Source organism: Acidovorax sp. LjRoot194 (assembly GCF_964253015.1).
In the GTDB taxonomy this organism is placed as follows: domain Bacteria; phylum Pseudomonadota; class Gammaproteobacteria; order Burkholderiales; family Burkholderiaceae_C; genus Acidovorax.
On sequence record NZ_CAXUQB020000001.1, the window covers coordinates 1379015 to 1400307 of the forward strand.

Annotated in this window: 22 protein-coding genes; 7 read left to right on the top strand and 15 right to left on the bottom strand. The window is 68.4% G+C overall.

Translation table 11 applies throughout. The features are described from left to right. The first annotated feature begins 182 nt into the window (after positions 1-182). Positions 183-875 carry an urea ABC transporter ATP-binding subunit UrtE gene (urtE, locus tag ACSQ3N_RS06340; protein WP_436145870.1) on the top strand — a complete coding sequence of 231 codons (693 nt, stop codon included), beginning with the start codon at positions 183-185 and terminating at the stop codon, positions 873-875. 64 nt (positions 876-939) lie between these two features. On the opposite strand, the gene ACSQ3N_RS06345 is transcribed toward urtE, so the two are convergent. Next, positions 940-1779: a phosphatase PAP2 family protein gene (locus ACSQ3N_RS06345; RefSeq protein WP_436145871.1), complete on the bottom strand. Its 840-nt coding sequence runs from the start codon at positions 1777-1779 to the stop codon at positions 940-942. A 292-nt stretch (positions 1780-2071) separates the two neighbouring features. Between ACSQ3N_RS06345 and ACSQ3N_RS06350 the strand changes: the two genes are divergently transcribed. From ACSQ3N_RS06350 to ACSQ3N_RS06360, 3 genes are all read left to right on the top strand, one after another. Then, positions 2072-3196 carry a diacylglycerol/lipid kinase family protein gene (locus ACSQ3N_RS06350; RefSeq protein ID WP_056161472.1) on the top strand — a complete coding sequence of 375 codons (1125 nt, stop codon included), beginning with the start codon at positions 2072-2074 and terminating at the stop codon, positions 3194-3196. 55 nt (positions 3197-3251) lie between these two features. Continuing rightward, entirely contained in the window at positions 3252-4040 is a 789-nt protein-coding gene (locus ACSQ3N_RS06355; RefSeq protein ID WP_436145872.1) for a metallophosphoesterase family protein, read from the top strand. 257 nt (positions 4041-4297) lie between these two features. Further along, positions 4298-5380 (top strand): adenylate/guanylate cyclase domain-containing protein, encoded by a 1083-nt coding sequence (locus ACSQ3N_RS06360; protein ID WP_436145873.1) that lies wholly within the window; start codon positions 4298-4300, stop codon positions 5378-5380. 34 nt (positions 5381-5414) lie between these two features. On the opposite strand, the gene ACSQ3N_RS06365 is transcribed toward ACSQ3N_RS06360, so the two are convergent. Further along, positions 5415-6143: a haloacid dehalogenase type II gene (locus ACSQ3N_RS06365; protein WP_436145874.1), complete on the bottom strand. Its 729-nt coding sequence runs from the start codon at positions 6141-6143 to the stop codon at positions 5415-5417. 329 nt (positions 6144-6472) lie between these two features. On the opposite strand from ACSQ3N_RS06365, the gene ACSQ3N_RS06370 reads away from it, so the two are divergent. From ACSQ3N_RS06370 to ACSQ3N_RS06380, 3 genes are all read left to right on the top strand, one after another. Continuing rightward, a complete protein-coding gene (locus tag ACSQ3N_RS06370; RefSeq protein WP_436145875.1) occupies positions 6473-7720 on the top strand; it encodes an MFS transporter in 1248 nt (415 codons plus the stop codon). A 134-nt stretch (positions 7721-7854) separates the two neighbouring features. Then, positions 7855-9096 (top strand): alanine transaminase, encoded by a 1242-nt coding sequence (gene alaC / locus ACSQ3N_RS06375; protein WP_436145876.1) that lies wholly within the window; start codon positions 7855-7857, stop codon positions 9094-9096. Between the two features lie 180 nt (positions 9097-9276). Beyond that, the gene (locus ACSQ3N_RS06380; protein WP_436145877.1) at positions 9277-9813 is read left to right on the top strand and encodes a GAF domain-containing protein; all 537 of its coding nucleotides are present in this window, start codon (positions 9277-9279) and stop codon (positions 9811-9813) included. A gap of 6 nt (positions 9814-9819) precedes the next feature. Here ACSQ3N_RS06380 and ACSQ3N_RS06385 read toward each other — a convergent pair whose 3' ends face one another. From ACSQ3N_RS06385 to ACSQ3N_RS06445, 13 genes are all read right to left on the bottom strand, one after another. Next, positions 9820-10191: a YciI family protein gene (locus ACSQ3N_RS06385; RefSeq protein WP_436145878.1), complete on the bottom strand. Its 372-nt coding sequence runs from the start codon at positions 10189-10191 to the stop codon at positions 9820-9822. A gap of 221 nt (positions 10192-10412) precedes the next feature. Continuing rightward, positions 10413-11252 carry an urease accessory protein UreD gene (locus ACSQ3N_RS06390; RefSeq protein WP_436145879.1) on the bottom strand — a complete coding sequence of 280 codons (840 nt, stop codon included), beginning with the start codon at positions 11250-11252 and terminating at the stop codon, positions 10413-10415. Positions 11253-11492: 240 nt separating this feature from the next. Continuing rightward, positions 11493-12881 carry an FAD-binding oxidoreductase gene (locus tag ACSQ3N_RS06395; RefSeq protein WP_436145880.1) on the bottom strand — a complete coding sequence of 463 codons (1389 nt, stop codon included), beginning with the start codon at positions 12879-12881 and terminating at the stop codon, positions 11493-11495. Positions 12882-13111: 230 nt separating this feature from the next. After that, positions 13112-14047: an ABC transporter permease gene (locus ACSQ3N_RS06400; RefSeq protein WP_082516671.1), complete on the bottom strand. Its 936-nt coding sequence runs from the start codon at positions 14045-14047 to the stop codon at positions 13112-13114. Then, complete coding sequence (locus ACSQ3N_RS06405) at positions 14044-14886, bottom strand: ABC transporter ATP-binding protein (protein ID WP_436145881.1); 843 nt, start codon at positions 14884-14886, stop codon at positions 14044-14046. Before ACSQ3N_RS06405 ends, ACSQ3N_RS06400 begins: the two co-directional genes overlap by 4 nt. A gap of 204 nt (positions 14887-15090) precedes the next feature. Then, positions 15091-16089 carry an ABC transporter substrate-binding protein gene (locus tag ACSQ3N_RS06410; RefSeq protein WP_436147927.1) on the bottom strand — a complete coding sequence of 333 codons (999 nt, stop codon included), beginning with the start codon at positions 16087-16089 and terminating at the stop codon, positions 15091-15093. Positions 16090-16184: 95 nt separating this feature from the next. Then, the gene (locus tag ACSQ3N_RS06415) at positions 16185-17048 is read right to left on the bottom strand and encodes a creatininase family protein (RefSeq protein ID WP_436145882.1); all 864 of its coding nucleotides are present in this window, start codon (positions 17046-17048) and stop codon (positions 16185-16187) included. A 39-nt stretch (positions 17049-17087) separates the two neighbouring features. Next, positions 17088-17552 (bottom strand): RidA family protein, encoded by a 465-nt coding sequence (locus ACSQ3N_RS06420; RefSeq protein WP_436145883.1) that lies wholly within the window; start codon positions 17550-17552, stop codon positions 17088-17090. After that, a complete protein-coding gene (locus tag ACSQ3N_RS06425) occupies positions 17549-18880 on the bottom strand; it encodes an amidohydrolase family protein (protein WP_436145884.1) in 1332 nt (443 codons plus the stop codon). The genes ACSQ3N_RS06420 and ACSQ3N_RS06425 overlap by 4 nt, the downstream gene beginning before the upstream one ends. 12 nt (positions 18881-18892) lie before the next feature. Further along, entirely contained in the window at positions 18893-19480 is a 588-nt protein-coding gene (locus ACSQ3N_RS06430) for an NAD(P)H-dependent oxidoreductase (protein ID WP_436145885.1), read from the bottom strand. 14 nt (positions 19481-19494) lie between these two features. Further along, positions 19495-19800: a 2Fe-2S iron-sulfur cluster-binding protein gene (locus ACSQ3N_RS06435; RefSeq protein WP_082485910.1), complete on the bottom strand. Its 306-nt coding sequence runs from the start codon at positions 19798-19800 to the stop codon at positions 19495-19497. Positions 19801-19937: 137 nt separating this feature from the next. Beyond that, positions 19938-20639 (bottom strand): TetR family transcriptional regulator C-terminal domain-containing protein, encoded by a 702-nt coding sequence (locus ACSQ3N_RS06440; protein ID WP_235507215.1) that lies wholly within the window; start codon positions 20637-20639, stop codon positions 19938-19940. 19 nt (positions 20640-20658) lie between these two features. After that, positions 20659-21186 carry a nucleoside deaminase gene (locus ACSQ3N_RS06445; protein ID WP_156371823.1) on the bottom strand — a complete coding sequence of 176 codons (528 nt, stop codon included), beginning with the start codon at positions 21184-21186 and terminating at the stop codon, positions 20659-20661. Between the last annotated feature and the right edge of the window lie 107 nt (positions 21187-21293).

Consider the following 21293-nt stretch of genomic DNA (forward strand, 5'->3'; position numbering starts at 1 on the left):
GCGGACGGGCAAGGCTTCGACAAGCTCAGCCCGAGCGGTTCTGGGTGGCACAGAGACTTCAACAAACTCAGTCCCCGCAATACAACACAGCCCCTCAGAACTCCCGCGCTCGAACCGCTATCAAAAAAATAGCTAATAGCGCCCGATGACCAAGCGCTAGACACCAACCAGGCTCACCAAAAATGCTCACCGTCCAAAACATCAACCAGTACTACGGCGGCTCCCACATCCTGCGCGACGTGAGCCTCACCGCCGCCCCCGGCAAAGTCACCGTCCTCCTCGGCCGCAACGGCGTCGGCAAGACCACGCTGCTCAAAAGCCTCATGGGCCTGGTCCCCATCAAAAGCGGCGCCATCACCTTCGACGGCCAACCCATCGACAAAACCACCCCCTACGACCGCGCCCGCGCCGGCATCGGCTTCGTCCCCCAGGGCCGCGAAATCTTCGGCCGCCTCACGGTGGAAGAAAACCTGCGCATGGGCCTGGCCTACAAGAGCGGCTCCACCCCCATACCCCCGCACCTGTACGACCTGTTCCCCGTGCTCAAGCAGATGCTCCACCGCCGCGGCGGCGACCTCTCGGGTGGGCAGCAGCAGCAGCTCGCCATCGCCCGCGCCCTCGCACCCGGCCCGCGCCTGCTCATCCTGGACGAGCCCACCGAAGGCATCCAGCCCAGCATCATCAAGGACATCGGCCGCGTGATCCGCATGCTGGCCGACAAAGGCGAGATGGCCATCCTGCTGTGCGAGCAGTACTACGACTTCGCTCAGGAACTGGCCGACGAGTACCTCGTGATGGAGCGTGGCGAAGTCATCGCCCGCGGGCCGGGCAGCGAGATGGAAGCCAAGGGCATCCGCAACCTCGTGGCGATCTGAAAACGCGCACAATGCCCGGCGTGCGTTGAGCGGGACAGGTGCCGAGCTGGCCCTGAAGCGTCCGTCAGGCCTGCTCGGTGGCGGGGGCTGCCGAGCCGCGCCAGCGCGACACGCTCTCCATCACGAGCACGGTGCACACCATCCACGTGCCGGCCAGCAGCCAGCCGGCCAGCACGTCGCTGGCGTAGTGCACCTGCAGCACCACGCGGCTCCATCCGGTGGTGAAGACCGCGGCGCCGGCCAGCAGGGCGGCGGGCAGGTGCCACGGGCGGGGCAGCAGGCGGGTGGCCAGGTAGGCCAGCATGGCGTACGCCATCATCGATGCGCTGCTGTGCCCGCTGGGAAAGCTGTAGCCGTCGGCCTGTGCGATGCCGTGCACGTGCTCGGGCCGCACGCGCTCGAAAAGGCTTTTGAGGATGCGCGTCAGCGCGCCGTTGCCGGCCATGGCCACCAGCCAGCCGGTGGCCATCAGGCGGTGTCCGCGCCACCACAGCAGCGCGGTGACCAGCACTGTCAGCACCGCCAGCGCCCAGCTGTCACCCAGGTGGGTCACCGTGGCAAACCACTGCAGCACCGCGACATCGGCGTGCGCCAGCAGGCCTGCGGCCAGGGCGTCATCCAGCGCGCCCCACTTGCCGCCGGGGTGGCCGCTTTCGGCCAGCTCTGCCATCACCGCGCCGGCTGCCACCAGCACGCCCGCACTCGCCGCCATGGCCGCCACCAGCACCCAGCGTGCCTGCGCGGGCACCCACTGGCGCAGCGGCGGGCCGGCCCGCCGCAGGGTGCGCAGGCCGCACAGGCAGCCCCAGCCCGCCAACGACGACAGAGCCATGCCTGCGGCCCACCAGCCGAGCGGGTGTTGCGCCAGCAGGGCGCCCAGGTTGGCTGCATCCAGTTCCGTCATGAAGGTGGTCTTCCTTTCCGTGTTTACCAAGGCGGCCGCGTCGGCGCAAAGCGGGCATTTGTACAGGACTTTGCAGCAGCCCGTGTGGGCGTGGGTGTATGGCAGCGCGCCCATACTGCCTGTGCGGCTGCCCCGCGTTGCTGTCGGCGAGCACTGACATGGCGAAGGCATTGCTACCGGCTGCGTGCCTGAGGCAGCCTGGGCACCATCGCTCCATGGCAGAAAAGCGCCCGGTGCCGACACACCGGCGTTTTGATGTTCTGCCGCCACCTTTTGATTTGCACATTGGCCCATGACACCCTCCGACAGCTCCGTACCCACCACGCCGCGCGGCCCCATCCACCTGGTGGTGCCCAAGCGCCCGGGGGCGGACTTCGACCTGCTGCGGGCCAAGCTCGAAGGGGTGAGCGCACTGCAGAGCCACGATGTGGTGTGGCATGTGCCGCGTGAGCGGGCCGATATCGTCCAGCTGGCGCACGACGCGGCCGAGGCGGCCCGCCAGGACGGCGGGCTGGTGGTGGCCGCTGGTGGCGACGGCACGATCAACGCCGTGGCCGCTGCTGCCTTGCGCGCCGGCGTGCCGATGGGTGTGCTGCCCATGGGCACCTTCAACTACTTTGCCCGCGAGCACGGCCTGGCGCTGGACCCGGAAGTGGCGGTGCAGGATCTCCTCAAGGCGCTGGACTCTGGCGACATGCGCCCGGTGCAGGTGGGCTTTGTGAACCAGCGCCTGTTCCTGGTCAACGCCAGCGTGGGCCTGTATCCCAAGCTGCTGGCAGAGCGCGAAAAGGCGTCGCGCCGATTCGGCCGGTCGCGCATGGTGGCCGTGGCATCGGCGGTGTGGAGCATGTTCCGCCCGTCCGCCGGTCGCCGCTGGCGCGTGGTGATGAAGACTCACCAAGGGGCGCAGTCCAGCCAGCAAGAGCATCTGGTCACTACGCTCTTCGTGGGTAACAACCCCCTGCAGCTCGACCGCATGGGTTTGGCCGAGGCTAAACTGGTGGCCGACGGCGGCATGCTGGGCGTGGTGATGCTGCAGCCCCAGGGCCGCTGGGCCGTGGCGCGCACGGTGTGGAATGCGGCCACCGGACAGCTGGGCAAGGACAGTGCGGTGGTCAGCCTGGCGTGCTCCGAGCTGGCGGTATCGCCCGCCAGCTGGCGCCCGCCGCAGGTCAAGGTGGCGTTTGACGGCGAGCGCGAATGGATGGTGCCGCCGCTGCAGTTCAGCATCGGCGCACGGCCGCTGTGGCTGGTGGCGCCGTCGCCCCTGGTGCGCGACGAGCCGCCGCTGACAGCAGCCACTGCGGTGGCCAGCCTTGCCGCCGTAGCCGCGGCGATTGTGCCGGGCCTGGGTGACAGCGACGAGGCACCCGCACCCGCCTCCGACCCTGAAGGCCAAGGCCTGCTGCCCGCATGAGGATGACGAACCACCCGGCGCGGCGCGATGCCCCCACCCCGTGCAGGATGCGACGATGACCGTCCTGATGCACCTGTCGGACCTGCATTTTGGTGCGCACGACCCGGCGGTGTGCGATGCGGCGTTGCGACTGGCGCAGCGGCTGGGCGTGTCGATGGCGGTAGTGTCGGGTGACCTCACGCAGCGCGCCACGGCTACCCAGTTCGAGCAAGCTGCGCGCTTTGTGCAAGGCCTGCACGCGCGCTGCACGCTGGTGCTGGCCGGCAACCATGACCTGCCGCTGTTTGCGTGGTGGATGCGCTGGGGCCGGTCGTACGAGCGGTTTTCCACCCAGTTCGGCCTGGACTACGAGCCCGTGCGGCAGGCCGGTGCTTTCTATGTGGTGGGCGTGAATACGACCCGCGCCTGGCGGCACGAGCGCGGCAGCCTGTCGTCGGCGCAGATCCAGCATGTGGCTGACCTGCTGGCGCGTGCGCCGCCGGACGCCTGGCGCATCGTGGCCAGCCACCACCCGCTGGTGGCGCGCGACGCGGCCGACCGGGCCCACCGCCCCTCGCGCGCGGACGAGGCACTTCAGCGCTGGCGATCTGCCGGCGCGCAGATGCTCCTGTCGGGCCATGCCCACCAGCCCGCGCTGCTTAACCCCATGCCCGGCCTCTGGGCCAGCCACGCCGGCACGGCCGTATCCCACCGGTTGCGCCACGGCTGCCCGAACAGCCTGGTCGTGCTGACGGTGGAGGTCTCTGGCGAGGTGGCGGGTGGCTGGGCGCGCTACGCGGCCCGGTGGGACTACGACGCGGCGTCGGGCGAGTTCCAGCGCGTGCTGCGGGTCAGCGCGACCTGACCGGGCACCAGGCGATGGCCCGGCATGGCCGGTATTGCGAATGCTATGTTTTTTGTAGCTGGTGGCGCTTTGCCAGCAAGCGGTAGGCATCAAAATCAACAAGATTCTGGCGTTGCCAGCGCTGTGGCGGATATGCCCGGACAGGTTTCACCGGGTTGACCGCCCCCGGGCCCGCGCCTATTCTGGCTGGCAGGTGGGTTGACCGTGCGACGGAGGGTTGCAGGCGGCCTGCGGTACTTGCTGCTTCACGGCCTTCCATGCACAAAGAATTCAACCACGATGCGCTGCGCCGCCTGCAGGCGCTGATCGAACGCGAAACCGGCACGCCACTGAGCGACGCCGCGCAGGCCGAGGTCGCCGCCATCTTGCGCGGCACCGAGTCGCCGCAGGGCGCCGCCACCGAAGGCGTGGAGGCCGCGCCGCGCGAGGTCACCATCTTGTTGGCCGACCTGCGCGGCTTCACCGCGCTGTCGGGGTCGCAGCCAGCGGCGGTGGTCATCGCGGCGCTCAATCGCTGCCTGTCGCGCCTGAGCGAGGTGGTGTTCAAGTACCGGGGCAGCATCGACAAGTTCATGGGCGACTCCATCATGGTGCTGTTCGGCGCGCCGGTGGCCAGCGACGACGATGTGGACCGCGCGCTGCTGTGCGCGGTGGAGATGCAGATCGCCATGCGCGAGCTGAACCTCGCCCACCTGCGCGAGCGTCTGCCGGAGGTCTTCCTCGGCATCGGCGTGAACACCGGCACGGTGATGGCCGGCCGCTTCGGCTCCGACGTGTATTCCGAGTACACCGTGATCGGTGAGGCGGTCAATCTGGCATCGCGCATCGAGGCGCTGAGCCTGCGCGGCCAGGTGCTCATCAGCGACACAACCTACCAGCGCTGCTGGGGCCTCGTGTCGGCGTCGGCGCCGATGCAGGTGCACGTCAAAGGCCGCACGCAGCCGGTCAGCCTGCGCGAGCTGATCGCGATCCCGTCGCACAAGCTCAAGGTGCCGCGCCAGGAGTTTCGCCGCAGCCACCGGGTGGATGCGCGCCTGCCGTGCCTGTGCCAGCGCATGCAGGACAAGATCGTCGTGCCCCACATCGTGCACGGCGCCATCCGCGACATCGGCTACCACGGCCTGCTGGTGGAGTTGATCGAGCCGCTGGAGGCGCACAGCGAGATCAAGCTCGAGTTCGAGCTGCCGCTGGTGGACTACCGCGTGGCCGACGTGTACGCCCGGGTCATCACCGTCAAGCAGGAGGGCGACGAGTGGGTGGCGGGGCTGGAGTTCACCTCCATCAGCGACGAATGCCATGCCAAGGTGCAGATGTTCGTGCAGCTGCTGGTAGTGCACTGACCCGCAACCGGGCCGCGGCCGCGCTCTCTTCGGCTCAGCAGCCCAGCGTCCGCGCCAGGTCGATGAGGTCGGTGGTGTGCAGGTCGTTGCCGGGCTGCGGCGTTCCGTCCTTGGGGCGGGCCGCGCCCAGTTCGTGCGGACGCTCGATGTAGGCCGTGCGCAGCCCGCAGCCGCGCGCAGCGGCCAGGTCGTCGTGGTGCGTGGCGACCAGTGCCACCTGCGACGGAGCGGCGTCGAACACCCGCGCCACACCCAGGTAGGCGGCCGGGTCGGGCTTGTAGGCGCGGAAAACCTCGGCACTCAGCACGCAGTCCCAGGGCAGGCCGGCGCGTTTGGCCATGTGGGTCAACAGGCCGATGTTGCCGTTGGACAGCGTGGTGATGATGAAGCGCGTCTTCAGGCGCTTGAGGCCTTCCACGCTGTCGGGCCAGGCATCCAGCCGGTGCCACACCCGGTTGAGGTGGCGGCGCTCCACCTCGGACAGATGCTCAAGGCCAAAGCGCGGCAGGATCTCGTCGAGGATGCTGCGGTGCAGGTCGTCGATCAGCGTCCAGCCCTGCTCGCCCCGCATCACCCGGGCCATGGCCGGCTGGTAGCCCGCGCGCCAGGCCAGCGCGAACGCATCGCCGTCCACCGCGGGGTACAGCACCTGCATCTCGCGCACGATGCTGCCGTGCCAGTCCACCACCGTGCCGAAGATGTCGAAGGCCAGTACCTTGACGGTGGAGGCAATGCTGTCGGCGGTTCCTGCAGTCGATGTCATGGAAGGTCTTTCGTTCAGGGTGGGGCGTCGTGATGAACTTGCCGGCAGCGCAGGCGTCGCCAGCAGTGCTTGCGATGCCTGCAATGCCTGCGTTGGGCGCAAAGCCAAGGGTCTGCAGGCTTACCGCCAGCCTAGCAGTGCCTGCTGTTCGGCGTGTTCGCACAGGTTACACATGTCCCCAGACCTGCATGTTCGCGCAGAGAATGCTATGGTTACGGAAATCGGGTTTACCCCTGTAACTCGGTTTCTCCCTCCATCCCCTGTATTCGTTGTACGTCCCGCGCTGGCCCATCGGGTGAAGGCGGGGCGTTCGCTTGCTGCCGCCAGCCATGACCGCGCCTTTGTCTCCCCCATCCCCCGCGTCTTCCGAGCCGCCCATCGCCCACACCCCCACCGACGACCGCACCCTGGTGCGGGCCGTGCTGGCCCTGGGGGTGGGCGGCTTTTCCATCGGCACGGGTGAATTCGTCATCATGGGCCTGCTGCCCGAGGTGGCGCGCGACATCGACGTCACCATTCCGCAGGCCGGCCACGTCATCAGCGCCTATGCGCTGGGCGTGGTGGTGGGTGCGCCGGTGCTGGCCGTGCTGTGCGCCCACTGGGGGCGCCGCACGCTGCTGATGGCGCTGATGGTGGTGTATGCACTGGGCAACTTCGCATCGGCCCTGGCGCCGGGCTACCTGTCGCTCAGCGCCATGCGCCTGTTCACCGGCCTGCCGCACGGCACCTATTTCGGCGTGGCGGCGCTCGTCGCCGCGGCCCTGGCACCGCCCGGGCGCCGTGCGCGCGCGGTGGGCTGGGTGATGCTGGGGCTGACCACAGCCACGCTGGTGGGCGTGCCCATTGCGGCGGCGCTGGGCGAGTATTTCGGCTGGCGCGCGGCGTTTGTCTTTGTGGGGCTGATCGCCCTGGCCGCCGTGGCCATGGTGCGCCTGTGGGTGCCCGACATGCCCGCATCGCACGGCGCCAGTCCGCTGCGCGAGCTGGGCGCCCTGGCGCGCAAGCAGGTGTGGTTCACGCTGGGCATCGGCGCCATCGGTTTCGGCGGCATGTTCGCGGTGTTCAGCTACATCAAGCCCACGCTGCTGGAGGTGGCCGGCATGCCCCCTGCGCTCATGCCCTTCGTGCTGTCGCTGTTCGGCCTGGGCATGGTGGCAGGCAACATCGTCGGCTCGCGCATGGCCGACAAGGCGCTCATGCCCGCCATCGGCAAGGTGCTGCTGTGGTCCATCGCGGTCATGGCGCTGTTCGTGCCTGCTGCGCACCACCCCGTCAGCGCGGCGGTGGCGACCTTTCTGCTCGGCACGGTGGTCGCCATCGGCCCGGCCTTGCAGATCCGGCTCATGGATGTGGCCGGCGACGCGCAGACCCTGGCGGCGGCGCTCAACCACTCGGCCTTCAACGCCGCCAATGCGCTGGGCGCGTGGCTGGGCGGTGTGTCCATCGCGGCCGGCCTGGGCTGGACGTCCACCGGCTGGGTGGGCGTGGTGCTGGGACTGTGTGGCGTGGGCATCTTTGCCTTGGCGCTGTCGTCCGAACGGAGCACGCAGCGCGCCACGGCAGACCGCAACGCCTGAGCGTAGCGGCGGTGCGACACCACCGCGTCGGGCGCGGCGAACGCCGCGTTCTGCATTACAGTGAACGCGGGCCAACCCCATTGTTGGCCACGTCGCTCGGACGGTTCCGGGCGCTTACGTGAAAGTTCACCAGCATGTCTGCTTCTCAGGGCAAGCGCCGCTTTGCGCGCATTGATCGCCTTCCCCCCTACGTCTTCAACATCACGGCCGAGCTCAAGCTGGCCGCCCGCCGCCGTGGCGAAGACATCATCGACATGAGCATGGGCAACCCCGATGGCGCGACCCCGCCGCACATCGTGGCCAAGCTCACCGAAGTGGCCCAGCGGCCCGACACCCACGGCTACAGCGCCAGCAAGGGCATCCCCCGCCTGCGCCGCGCCATCAGCCACTGGTACAAGGACCGGTATGCGGTCGACATCAACCCCGACACCGAGGCCATCGTCACCATCGGCTCCAAGGAGGGCCTGGCCCACCTGATGCTGGCCACCCTGGACCGCGGCGACACCGTGCTCGTGCCCGACCCGAGCTACCCCATCCACATCTACGGCGCGGTGATCGCCGGGGCCGACATCCGCAGCGTGCCCGTGGCGCCCGACGTCGACTTTTTTGCCGAGCTGGAAAAAGCCATCCGCGGCAGCTACCCCAAGCCCAAGATGATGATCTTCGGCTTTCCGAGCAACCCCACCGCGCAGTGCGTGGAGCTGAGCTTCTTCGAGCGCGTGATCGCCCTGGCCAAGAAGCACGACATCCTGGTGGTGCACGACCTGGCCTACGCCGACATCGTGTACGACGGCTACCGCGCCCCCAGCATCATGGAAGTGCCCGGTGCCAAGGACGTGGCGGTGGAGTTCTTCACCCTCTCCAAAAGCTACAACATGGCCGGCTGGCGCGTGGGCTTCATGGTGGGCAACCCTGACCTCGTGGCTGCGCTGGCCCGCATCAAGAGCTACCACGACTACGGCACCTTCACCCCCCTGCAGGTCGCAGCCATCGCCGCGCTGGAGGGCGACCAGCAGTGCGTGAAAGACATCGCCGCCCAGTACCAGCGCCGCCGCGATGTGCTGTTCAAGGGCCTGACCGAAGCCGGCTGGGCCGTGGACTGCCCCAAGGCCAGCATGTACATCTGGGCCCGCCTCCCTGAACCCTACCGCGCCCTGGGCTCGCTCGAATTCGCGCGCCAGCTGCTCGACAAGGCCAAGGTCTGCGTCTCGCCCGGTATCGGTTTCGGCGACCAGGGGGATGAATACGTGCGCTTCGCCCTCATCGAGAACGAGGCCCGCATCCGCCAGGCGGTGCGCGGCATCCGTGCCATGTTCAAGGCCGATGGTTTGCTGAAGGTGCCTGCGGCGCCTGCGCCGGCCACCGCTGCGGCCTGAGCGGCGGCTGCTGGATACCCGCCGTGCCTGTGTGCCAGTGAGTCAGCAGGTCAGCAGGTCAGCAGGTCAGCAGGTCAGCAGGTCAGCAGGTCAGCAGGTCAGCAGGCGTGTTCGATTCGATACCGAATCTACACGTCTGCTTACTGCCATCCTCACCGGTCGCGGATTAGACTGGTGGGTATGCATTTTCTCGACTACAACCCCGACGACCTGGACGTCACCATCTCGGAACTGCTGGTCGCCACCAGCGACTCTGCCGACCCCGAACTGCCCGCCGTGGTCGCCACCGTCTTGAAACTGCTGCGCACCCGACTGGGCATGGACGTCGCTTTTGTGTCCCAGATCGCCAATGGTCGCCGAACCATCGAGGTGGTGGACAGCACGCCGGACTTCTCACCCATCCACGCCGGCATGTCCGACCCGGTGGAAGAAAGCTGGTGCCAGTACGTGGTCGAAGGCCGCCTGCCCGAGACCATCGAGAACGCCAAACCCTTGATCGAAGCGGGCAAGGTGCCCGACCCCGGGTTCCCCATCGGCACCCACCTGAGCACCCCTGTGCGCCTGCCCGGCGGCGAGCTTTACGGCACCCTGTGCTGCTTCAGCCGCGGCGTGCAGCCCGATGCCGATATCGAGCGCTTGAGGTACACCGCCAATTTGCTGGCGGCCAAGTTGTCGCCGGGTGTGGAGTCCCCGCTGGAGTCGCCGACAGGCCGGTAGGCGGGTCTAGCCGCCCAGGTAGAAATCCATCGGAATCAGCTCGACCGCCCATCCCCCTTGTTCACCCAGCGTGGCCGCGGGGTGCATCGACGCGATGCGCACGGCCTCTTCGCGGCTTTCCGCCTCGATGATGAACAGGCCGCCGACCACTTCCTTCGACTCGGTGTAGGGGCCATCGCTGATGCGCGTCTTGCCGCTGTGCGGGCGCAGTGTCACCCACTGGTCCAGATCGCCAAGCGACGCGGACACCAGGACCTTGCCGGTGGCGCGCATCTTCTCGTCCAGGGGCGGGCACTGGGTGACCAATGCCTTGACGTCGTCGGGCGCCATGGCTGCGAATTTTTCGGGGGTGAAGTAGGCGAGGCCCAGGTATTTCATGGAGTTGCTTTCAGAGGGTTGATGCACTGACGACGAAGCTGACGGTCCGAAATCGACACAGCAGAAAAGAAATTGCGTCGGGTCCCTGCGAGAGAAGGTCAGGCGCGGGCCGGCTCCGACGCGCTGCCAGCTCGACAGGTGCCCAGAGTTTCTGTCCACTCGTGGTTGGTTCTGGTTGGCTCTGGCTGTCATCGGTTGGCGAGACCGGCGCAGGCCCACCCCTACATCGCCCAGATCCGGGGCGCATCCCCCGCCAGTTCCCACAACTGCTTCCTCCACGCCACCCGCACCGCCTTGAGCAGCTTCATCGCGGGCTCCACCTGCGGAGCCAGGACGCGCACCACCACCATCTGCGGGTTGGGGCTGGTGGCGCCTGCGGTGGCTTTCACATGCGGATGCTGATCGATCACGGCCCGGGCGGCGTCCAGCGCGGCGTCGCGGCGATTGCGGTCCAGCGCGCCTCCGGCGGCGAAGAACAAGCTGGCGAGGCACTTGTGGCCTGCCAGGCCCAACGGGCTTTGCAACAGGCGCTTGTCGGCCGCATCGATCACGCCGCGCTCCAGCCACAGGCCGGGCACCTCCAGGTGCTGCACAAAACGGCCTTGCTCGAAGGGCTGGCCGGCGTGCGGCAGGCCGAGCGCGGTCACGTCCCAGCCCATGCATTCGGCGCCGGGGGCGAGGTTCAGCGTGAGGTGGTTTTCGGCGTTGCAGGCGCTGTAGCACAGGGCCTCCAGCGGCAGCCATTCCAGCCGGCCTCCGTCGGCCACGCTCAGGTGGCTGCGCTGCAAGGCCTGCGGGCCGGTGGACCGGTAAAAGCGCGTGGCACCCGGTGTGGTGACCAGGCCATGTGCTCCCGGGCCGACCGTGGCGGAGATGTCCAGCGTGTCGCCGCCCACCAGGCCGCCGGGCGGGTGCACCAGCACGTTGTGGCAGATGGCGTCGCCCTCGGGGTACAGGCTTTGCAGAATGCGCAGCGGGCCGTTGTGCTCGTACCGCGCCACAGTGCGGGCGGGTTGGGTGTCTGCCGTGTAGTCGAGCTGCAGGCGGGCGTGCCAGGGCATGGGTGGGTTGTCTGCTATTAAATGAGTAGCTAATTATGCCCTGTGGGTGCGCGGTAGGGGCTATTTTGGGTCGTGTAGCTGTGCATGGCGGTGTGGCGAAGTGTGGCGGCGTGTGGCGCCGTCGAATGTTCGGCCCACAGTGTGCGGTGGGCCCACGCCCTGCCCGCAGCGTGCCAGGGCGAGCGAGGCCAATGGACAACTGCGGCAACTGCGGCAACTGCAGCAACTTTAGCGACAGCCTCAGGCCGTCTGGCGTTCCGGCGCTTGCACAGGTGTGGCCTCCTCAGCCGCATACCAGCTGCGCAGCTTGCCGGGGTTGAGCAGGCCCTGCGGGTCGAAGCGGCGCTTCATGTCCACCACGGCGGGGTCCAGGTGGTTCTGTTTGCCGTCTTCCACGATGTAGACGTGCGGGTTGTTGATCTGCACGCCGTGGTCGCGGTAGATCTGCATGATCTGGTTCAGGCGCTCTTCGGTGCTGTAGCGGATCAGCTGCAGCCCGCTGCAGTTGAAGGCGCCTTCCTTGGTGCGCAGGAACTCCAGGTGCATCATCACCTCGCCGCCCAGCGCCTTTTCCAGCGCCTTCACCTGGTCCAGCCGGGTGGCGGGGGTAAAGCCGCTCTGGATGTAGGTGAGCGATTTGTCCACCTTCAGCGCGTGCAGGGTGGTGTGGTTCCAGGTGTATTCGAGCAAGGTCTTGTGGCTCTTGTCCACCTCTTCGGCGGTCTTGCGGTAGCTGACGGTGCCGCCGTATTTGGCAGCCATGTCGCGCATGCCGTCTTCGGAGTGCGGGGCCACCAGCAGCATCACCGCGTGACAGCCCGCGGGCAGGTGCTCGGCCAGGCTGGTGAAGTACGCGGGGATGGGTGCTGCCAGAAAGCACACCTCTTTCTTCTCCAGCCCCGGCGCGGCGCCGAAGCGGTCGGCAAAGTCGAGTGCGGTGTCGAAGTCGGTGAAGGTGACGATGCACTCCGTCCACGCCACGGTGGGGGTCAGCGCCACCTCCAACTCCAGCACGATGCCGTTGGTGCCGTAGGTGTGGTGCAGCAGCATGGCCTCCGGGCCGCGCAATTCGATGATCTGCGGCTCGGGCTCCACCGTCATGGCGCGCACGGCCAGCACGTTGCCGGGCGCGGCCAGCGGGCCGTGGTTGATCGACCCCGCGCCGCCAAAGCCGCCGCCGAACAGCCCGCCCAGCGTGGCGCTGCGGTAGGTGGAGGGCAGCCAGCGAAGCTCCTGCCCCAGGGGCTTGGCCTGCGCGTCAAAGTCCGACAGGCGGATGCCCGCCTGCGCCCGGCCCACGCCGCCGCGCACCCAGCCAAAGCCGTTGTAGCCCGACAGGTCCAGGATCACGCCGCCCTGCAGCGGCGTGCTCTGCCCGTAGTTGCCGGTGCCGCTGCCGCGCACGGTGATGGGGATCTGCGCTTGTGCACAGGCGGCCACCACCTGGCGGATCTCGTCCTCGGTGCGCGGGCGCACGGCCACGTCGCCGCGCTTGCCGGCCAGCTCGCGCTTGAGCACGGGGCTGAACCAGGCAAAGTCCTGCGACAGGCGGCCCACGCGCAGCGGGTCGGCAATCCAGTCCAGGCCGGGCAGTTGTTCGGGCAGTTGGTGGGCAGTGGTGGTGGTCATGTCGATATCTCCTGGGCCATCGGCGGCCGGTTTGGGAAAAAGGGGCCCTGCACCGCGCGCGAACGAGCGGAGTGGCGGTGAAGGGATGGCTCAGTTGTTCGGCGCGTTACGCGCCATCCACAGACGTCGAACGCGCGCGGCCCAGGCCAGTGCCGCCGTGCAAGGGCCGCCCCGCCGCAGGGGCGGCGTCCCCCTGGGGGGAAGGCGCGCAGCGACTCAGGGGGGGCTTCTCAATCCATCGAGTTTTCGCTGGCGTGCCAACTTCCCAGCGCGACCCTGGTGCCCCAGGCCATCAGCGCGAACAGCGCCACCCCGGTCAGCGATATCAGCAGCAGCGCAGCGAACATGCGCGGTATGTTGAGCTGAAAGCCCGCTTGCAGAATCTGGTACGCCAGGCCCGCGCCCTGGCCGCCGGTGCCGGCCACGAATTCGGCCACCACGGCGCCGATGAGCGCCAGGCCGCTCGATATGCGCAGCCCGCCGAAGAAGTACGGCAGTGCACTCGGTATGCGCAGGCGCAGCAGGGTCTGCATGCGCGTGGCGCGGTTGAGCTTGAAGTAGCTTTGCAGGTCCGGCTCCACGCTGCGCAGGCCCAGCGTGGTGTTGCTGATGATGGGAAACAGCGCCACCAGCGCGGCGCAGATCACCATCGATGCCATCGGGTCCTTCACCCAGATGATGATGAGCGGCGCCACCGCCACGATGGGCGTGACCTGCAGCAGCACGGCATACGGGAACAGCGCGGTCTCGATGCGTTTGCTTTGCACGAACAAGAACGAGATCAGCACCCCGGCCACCGTGGCCACGCCAAACGCCAGCACTGTGATCTTGACGGTGACCCAGAGCGAGCCGCCCAGGGCCGCCCAGTCGGTGAACAGCGTCTTGAGCATGAGCAATGGCGAGGGCACCAGATAGGGCGGCAGCTCCAGCGCGGTGACCAGGCCCTGCCACAGCGCGATCAGCACCAGGCCCACCAGCAGCGGGTAGACCACGCGCTGCACGCGCGGCTGGGCCATGAGGGGAGTGCGTGGCTTGGCGAGCTTGGTGGGCTTGACGAGCTTGGGAGGGGCCGGTGCGCGCGTGGGTGTGCTGCGCTCTGCAGCGGCGGGTGCCGCGATGGGGGCTGCAGTTCCAGTGACAGAAGCAGTAGGGTAGGGCGTGCTCATGCTGCGGTCTCCTCGGCGTCTTCGGCACTGGCGCTGGCGCGCAGCAGGCTGTCCTGCAACTGCTTGGCATAGCGGCTGAACTCGGGCGACACCATGAAGTCGGCGGTGCGCGGGTAGGGTGCGTCGATGTGAAACTGCTCCACCACGCGACCGGGGCGCGCGGCCATCATCACCACGCGGCTGGAGAGGAACACCGCCTCGTGGATCGAGTGGGTCACGAAGATCACGGTGAGCTTCTTCTTGCGCCACAGGTCCAGCAGGTCGGCGTCGAGCTTGTGGCGCGTGATTTCGTCCAGTGCGCCAAAGGGCTCGTCCATCAGCAGCAGGTCGGGCTGGGTGACCAGGCCGCGCGCAATCGATACGCGCATCTGCATGCCGCCGGACAGGGCGCGCGGCAGTGCGCTCGCAAACTTCGACAGCCCCACCAGGGCCAGCGCGTCGGCCACGCGGGCGTCGGCTTCGGCGCGGGGCACACCGGCCAGGTCCAGTGGCAGGCGCACATTGGTCTGCACGCTGGCCCAGGGCATGAGCGTGGGCGACTGGAACACGAAGGCCATCTTCTTGCCGCTTTCGTCCAGCTGCGCCACGGGCTTGTGCCATAGCTGCAGCCGGCCATCGGTGGGCTCCAGCAGGCCGGCCACCATCTTGAGCAGCGTGCTCTTGCCGCAGCCCGAGGGGCCGAGCAGGGTGACGAAGTCGCCCTCGTCGATGGTCAGGTCCACCGGCAGCAGGGCCTGCGTGCCGTTGGGGTAGGTCTTCTGGGCCGACAGCACCTGCACGGCAGGCGTGGCGCGGTGGGTCGTAGCCGGGTCGGCGGGTGTGGGCTCAGCGGACTGCATGGAGTGGCCTTTAGATGGATGCGGCGGTGAAGGCTGGCCGCTGTGTCAGGGCGAGGATGTGGGCGACGGCGAGAGCGGGCGTTGCGCCTGGCCCCAACTGCTGGCAACTGGCGCGGCCCAAGCCAGCGAACGCCGAGCATGGGCCGCCCCGCAGCGAGGGCGTTGTCCCCCTGGGGGGAAGGCGCGAAGCGACTCAGGGGGGTGTCAAGGAAGAACCTTGAGGTCCTTGACGAACGCCGTGCTGTACGTGTCAGCCAGCTTCACCTTGGCAGGGTCGATGAGCTTGGCTTCCACCAGGAAGTCGTAGCTCGCCTTGGCGCGCACGTCGGTCATGGTGCCGATGCCCATGCTGGCTGCGTCGCCGCCCGTCACCATGCCCATCTCCTTGAGCTTGGCCACGCTGTAGGCCAGCTGTTCGTCGGTCATGTTGGGGTTGTCCTTCTTGATCAGGGCGTTGGCTGGGGCCGGGTCGGCCAGGTAGCTCTTCCAGCCTTCCATCGATGCCTTCACGAACGAGGCCACGGCGGCGCTGCGGTCCTTGAGCGTCTTGTCCATGCAGCTCACGGTGGTGGCGTAGGCGGGGTAGCCCTGGTCGCTGAACATCAGCGTGTTGGCCTTCACGCCGGCCTTGGCGATGGCGAACGGCTCCGAAGTCAGGTAGCCCTGCTGGGCGGTGTTCTTGTCGGCCACGAAGGGCTGGATGTTGAAGGTGTAGGGGCGCGTCTGCGAATCGCTGAAGCCGTACTTGGCCTTGAGCCATGGCCAGTAGCCGCGCTGCGCGGCCGAGGCGATGAGGATGGTCTTGCCTTTGAGGTCCTCGAACTTCTTCACATCGTCGTGCGCGATCAGCACCTGCGGGTCTTTCTGGAACACCGCGGCCACCGTGGTCACGGGCACGCCGCCTTCACGCATCTGGATCATCTGCAGGTCGCTCGACCCCATCACGCACTCGGCCTGTCCAGCCGCCATCATCTGCACGATGTTGACCTGCGGGCCGCCCATCTTGATGGTCACGTCCAGGCCGTACTTCTTGTACAGGCCGGTGGCCACCGCCTGGTAGAAGCCGCCGTGCTCGGCCTGCGCGTACCAGTTGGTCATGTAGGTGAACTTTTCCTGCGCGTGGGCCGGCAGGGTGACGGCGGCACCCGCAGCGAGCAGCGCGGCTGCACCAAGTCGGGAAAGGTGGGAGGCGGTGTTCTTCATCATGGCAGTGCTCCGGTAGGGGATGGAGGGGGAACAGGGACGAAAGGGACGAAAGGGACGAAAAGGGAGGCGGGATGCGGCTGGGTTCGCAGGTTTCAAGCCAGGGCGGATGCGTGCTCCACATGCCCCGTGTGGTGGGCGCGGCCCCAGGTGGCTTCGGCGCGCGGGGCCCAGCGCAGCTGGTGCAGCTCGGTGATGGCGGCGGCCCAGCTCACGGCCAGCGAATCGAGGATGGCGTGGCCCTGCTCGGCCGTGGCCGGCAGCGGGTCGCCGATGATGCCGCTGGGTCCGAAGTCGCGCGCGGTCCAGGCGCAGGCCGGGCGGCCATCGGGCGAGAGCAGGGGCGACGGGAAGGCAGGCGGGTAGTTCACCACCGCGCGCTCCATGTGCACGGTGTCGGGCGCCAGGGCCAGCATCAGCGCCGTCTCGGCATGGCCGGCGTGCATGGCCAGCTTCTTTTCCGTATCGGACAGGTACTTGCCCGCCACGTGCGGCACGCGCCAGGTGAAGCTCGGGACCACGATGAAGTCGCCATGGCGCAGGCGCAGTTCGCGCGCGCACATCTCCATCACCTGCGGCTGGCCGCCGTGGCCGTTGACGAACAGCAGCTTGCGAAAGCCTGCGCGGTAGACCGACTCGCCCACCTCGTTCATGGTGGCCAGCAGCGTCTCGCCGGAGAGGGTGATAGTGCCGGGAAAGTGCAGGTGCTCCTCCGACTTGCCGTAGGTGATGGACGCCATGGCAAACGCTGGCACCCCGGCCGGCAGGCGCGCCAGGGCATGGCCGACCACGCCCGCGCTGATCACCGTGTCCACCGCGCAAGGCAGGTGCGGGCCGTGCTGCTCGGTGGCGCCGGTGGGCAGCACGATGACGGTGTTCTCCTTGTCCGGCAGGTCGACGATCTCGGTCCAGCTCAGGTAGGGCAGGTAGCGGTGGGGCGGGTTGTAGCCGTGCAGCATGGGTGGGCTTTCGTGAGGAGGAGGGTGTGGGGCGAGGGGTCAGCGCAGCGGCAGGTACGCCGTGGCTTCGACTTCGATCAGGATGTCCGGGGTCGGCAGCATGCCGCTGACCTCGACCACGGTGGACGCCGGGGGCTCGCCCGGGAAGAACAGCTTGCGCACGCGGCTGTACTGGGGAAAGTGGTCCAGGTTCTTGAAGTACTGCACCAGCTTGAACACGTCGGACATCTGGCCGCCTGCGGCCTCGACGGTCAGGCGGATGCGGTCGAGCACGTACCAGCTCTGCGCGAGGATGGGGCCCTCCTTGATGTCGCTGCTGAACTCGCCCGTGCGGCCGATGAGCTCGGCCGCCTCGTCGGGGATGTCGGCATAGCCGCGCACGATGCGGCTGGCGGCGGGGTCCACGGCGATGATCCCGGAGAGGAACACCAGGTCGCCCGCGCGGCGCCACGCGGCGTAGCGGGCCAGGGGCTGGGCGATGCCCGGGGTGGTGGGTGCGGTCATGCAAGGCTCCGTGCAGGGATGGGGGAAGGGGACGGCGTTGTACCCGCCACATGCCACGCCGCGCTGGCATAGCCACCGGCGACGCGGCCCTGGCGCAGCACCACGCGCTGCTGCGTGCGCGACGGAAAGCCCCAGCCATCGGCCTGTTGGAAGACGATCAGGTCGGCGGGCATGCCGGGCTGCAGGGGCAGGGCCTCGGGCCCGCGGCGCAGCCAGTCGCTGCGGCACAGCGCCTCGGACCAGCGGTCGAACGGCGCATCGAGCTGCGCGGCCAGCACGCCGGTGGCCAGGGCCTCCAGCGGGTCGAAGCTGCCCACGGGGCAGAACGGGTCCTGCACGTTGTCGCTCGCGACCAGCACCGGGATGCCGCGCGCACGCGCCTCCTTGACGAGGGTGATGCCGCGCTGGCGCGGTGTGCGGCCGGTCACCGCGTCCTGCAGCAGCAGGTTGGTGATGGGCAGCGTGACCAGGGTGATCGGGCTTTGCGCCACGGCGTCCAGCGTGGCCAGGGCGGTGGCCTCGTCCTGTGCGGCCAGTGCGCAGGTGTGGCCGCAGACCACGTGGCCTTCGAAACGCAGCTCGTGCAGCAGCGCGGCCGTGGTGGCCAGGCCCAGGGCGCCGGGGTGCAGTTCCTCGTCCACATGCAGGTCCACGTTCAGGCCATGGTGCTGCGCAGCCTCGAACAGGTGGCGCAGGGCCTGTGCATCCCAGTTGGTGGAATGCACGAAGCCGCCCAGCAGCGCGCCCGGGCCGCTGGCGGCCACGGTGGCGGCCAGCCGCAGGGCGGTGGCGCGCTCGGTGTACAGGTGCAATGGGATCAGGGCCACGCGCTCCAGCGTGATGCGGCCGGCCCATTCCTGCGCCAGCGCGCGCAGCACGTTCCAGGCGAGCGGTGGTGCATCGGGCTCCCACCAATCGCAGTGGGTGCGCAGGTGCACCGTGCCCGCCTCGTACGCCCATTGCAGGGCGCGGCTGGCGCGGGCGCGGATGTCGGCCTCGGTCCAGCCCTGGCGGTCGACCATCATGGCCTCGATGGCGCCCAGCAGGCCGGGCTTGACGGTGCCCATGCGCGGCAGGGTGAAGGCCTTGTCCAGGTGGGTGTGCGCATCCACCAGGCCGGGCAGTACCAGGGCGCCGGCCAGGTCCCAGGTGCTGCCCTCGGGCAGGGCGCGTGCCGGGTCGTGCGGCGCGGTGGATGCCACGCGGCCCTGGGCCAGGTGCAGGTCTGCCAGCGCGGGCTGGCCGCCTTGATGGGGCCAGTCACTGGGCAGCAGCCACTGCGGCAAGCGGGCGTTGAGGATGTGGTCGGGGGCGCTGGATGCGTGCATGCAATGGGCTCCTTACGCGAAGCGGGCCATGGCCCGGCCCACGCGGGCCTTGAAGGCCTCCAGGCGCGGCGGCGTGGCCACGTTCATGTGGTAGTAGGCGTGGTAGTCCACCCGGGCCTTGCCGCCGGTCAGCAGGCGCATGTAGCGTGTGACGGACTTGCGCGGCGGGTCGCCCATGAGCAGCGCCGTCCAGCGCGGGCGGCCATAGGTCACCACGGCCGAGATGCGCTGGATGTGCGTGAGCGACGGCTTGACGTTGTGCGGATCGCTGATGTCGAAGGCCACCCCGGGCATCAGCACCCGGTCGAAAAAGCCCTTGAGCATGGCCGGCATGCCGAAGCACCAGGTGGGAAAGCAGAACACCACCGCCTGGGCCCAGAGCAGCCGGCCCACATAGCCCTGCACGGGCAGGCGGTTGCTTGGCACCTCGTGGTAGCCCAGCCGCTCCTCGCGGCTGAGCACGGGGTTGAAGCCCTCGGCATACAGGTCGCAGTCGTCCACCTCGTGGCCCGCGCCGCGCAGCTGTTGCACCACCTCGGCATGCAGGGCCGCGTTGTAGCTGGTCTCCACCGGGTGGCAATAGATCACGAGGATGCGCATGGCGGGCTCCTTCTTCAAAGGTCGAGCGTGAGCGTGGGCCCGTGGCTGCGTGCGCAGCACACGGCCACATGGGTGGCCTGCTCTTCAGGGGTCAGGCAGCTGTCGCGGTGGTCGGGTGCCCCGGCCAGCCAGCGCGTGGCGCAGGTGCCGCACACACCCTGCTCGCACAGCGTGTCGATGGCGATGCCGGCGAGCTGCAGCACATCGGCCATGCTTTCGCCGGGCTCCACGGGCAGCCGCATCTGGCTGCGCGCAAGCACGAGTTCAAAGGAAGCCGGTTCCGTGGCGGGCAGCGGCGCTGCCATGGCTGGGGTTTGCATGTTTGACCACTTGATTTGATCGATTGGTCAAACTATTGCAAGTGCTGTGCCAGCAGGCTTTCGGGCCGTTGCCTGTGGGCCCTGGGTCAACGCGCCGCGCTGGCGCGGCTGCTACGCCCGCCAGCGTGCAGACCTGTTCACTCTGGTGCGCAATCCGGTGCCAGGCCACAGCCCAGCAGCACAAAGTTGGTGAGCTCGCGCACGATGGGCTCGCGGTCGATCGTCTCTTCGGGCGCCAGGCCCAGCATGATGTGCACCTGCACGCCGTAGTCGGCGTAGTGCTGGGTCATGCCCCAGATCTGCATGAGCAAGAGGCGCGCGTCCAGCGGGCGCATGCGGCCCTCGGCGATCCAGCGGTCGATCAGGTCCACCTTCTGCTGGGTGGACTTCACGGCCACGGGCCAGTACCGGCCCAGGTTGCGCCCGCCGCCCAGCACCTCGGTGGTGAAGATGCGCGACAGGCCCGGGTTGTCCAGCGCGTAGTCGAGCTTCTTGCGCACGTAGGTGCTCAGCACCTTCTTAGGGTCGTCGCTCTGGCTGTCGAACTGGAAGGCGCCCGACCAGCCGTTGAGCACCGAGTACAGCAGCTCCTCGTACAGCTCTTCCTTGCTGGCGATGTAATAGTGCAGCTGCGGCTTGGTCAGGCCTGCGCGCTCGGCAATGGCCTTGGTGGAAGCGCCCTTGAAGCCATGGCGGCTGAACTCGGCAATGGCCGCCTCGCGGATCGCGCCCAGGATGCGCTCGCGCCCCTGCTTGGGGCGGCTGAGCAGGGCGCCGGAAACGACGTTGCTGGGGGTCTCGGTGTCGGCGTCGTTCATGGGCGGGGCGGGGTTCGGCATGGTGGGCGATTGTCGCTGGTCACGACTTCCAGAAGCCGACATGCGGCGCGCTGGCCTCTTCGATCAGTGCGGGCCCGATGCACTCGATGGGGTGGTGCGATGCAGCGAACACGTCACGGCACGACAGTTCGGCGTCGCGCTGCTCGGGGCGGTCGCCGCGAAACTCGCGCAGGCGCACCGCGTCGATCCCGAAGACCACGCGGCCAATGCCCGCCCAGAAGATGGCACCGGCGCACATCACGCACGGCTCGGCCGACGAATACAGCGTGGCGCGGGCCAGCATCTCGCGCGCGAAGCGCGGGCTGAGCTGGCGCACGGCGTTGGTCTCCGCATGGCCCGTGCAGTCGCCCGTCTCGGTGGTGTTGCAATAACCCTCGGCCAGCAGGTCGCCCTGCTCGCTGACCACCACCGCACCAAAGGGCCGGTTGCCCCGCGCCCGCGCCGTGCAAGACCAGGCGATGGCCTGGCGCAGGTAGGTGCCATCGATGGCATCGAGTTGGGCAGGGTCGTCGAACTGCTGGGGCGCTGCGGACATGAGGGCAAGCATGGGGTGTCTCCGTCGTGGGTGCTGCTGTTCCCCTCGCTATGCATTTGGCATGCCATGAACAATGTGTGACATGTGCGCGGGCTGTGCGTCGTGCAGCACACCGCAGT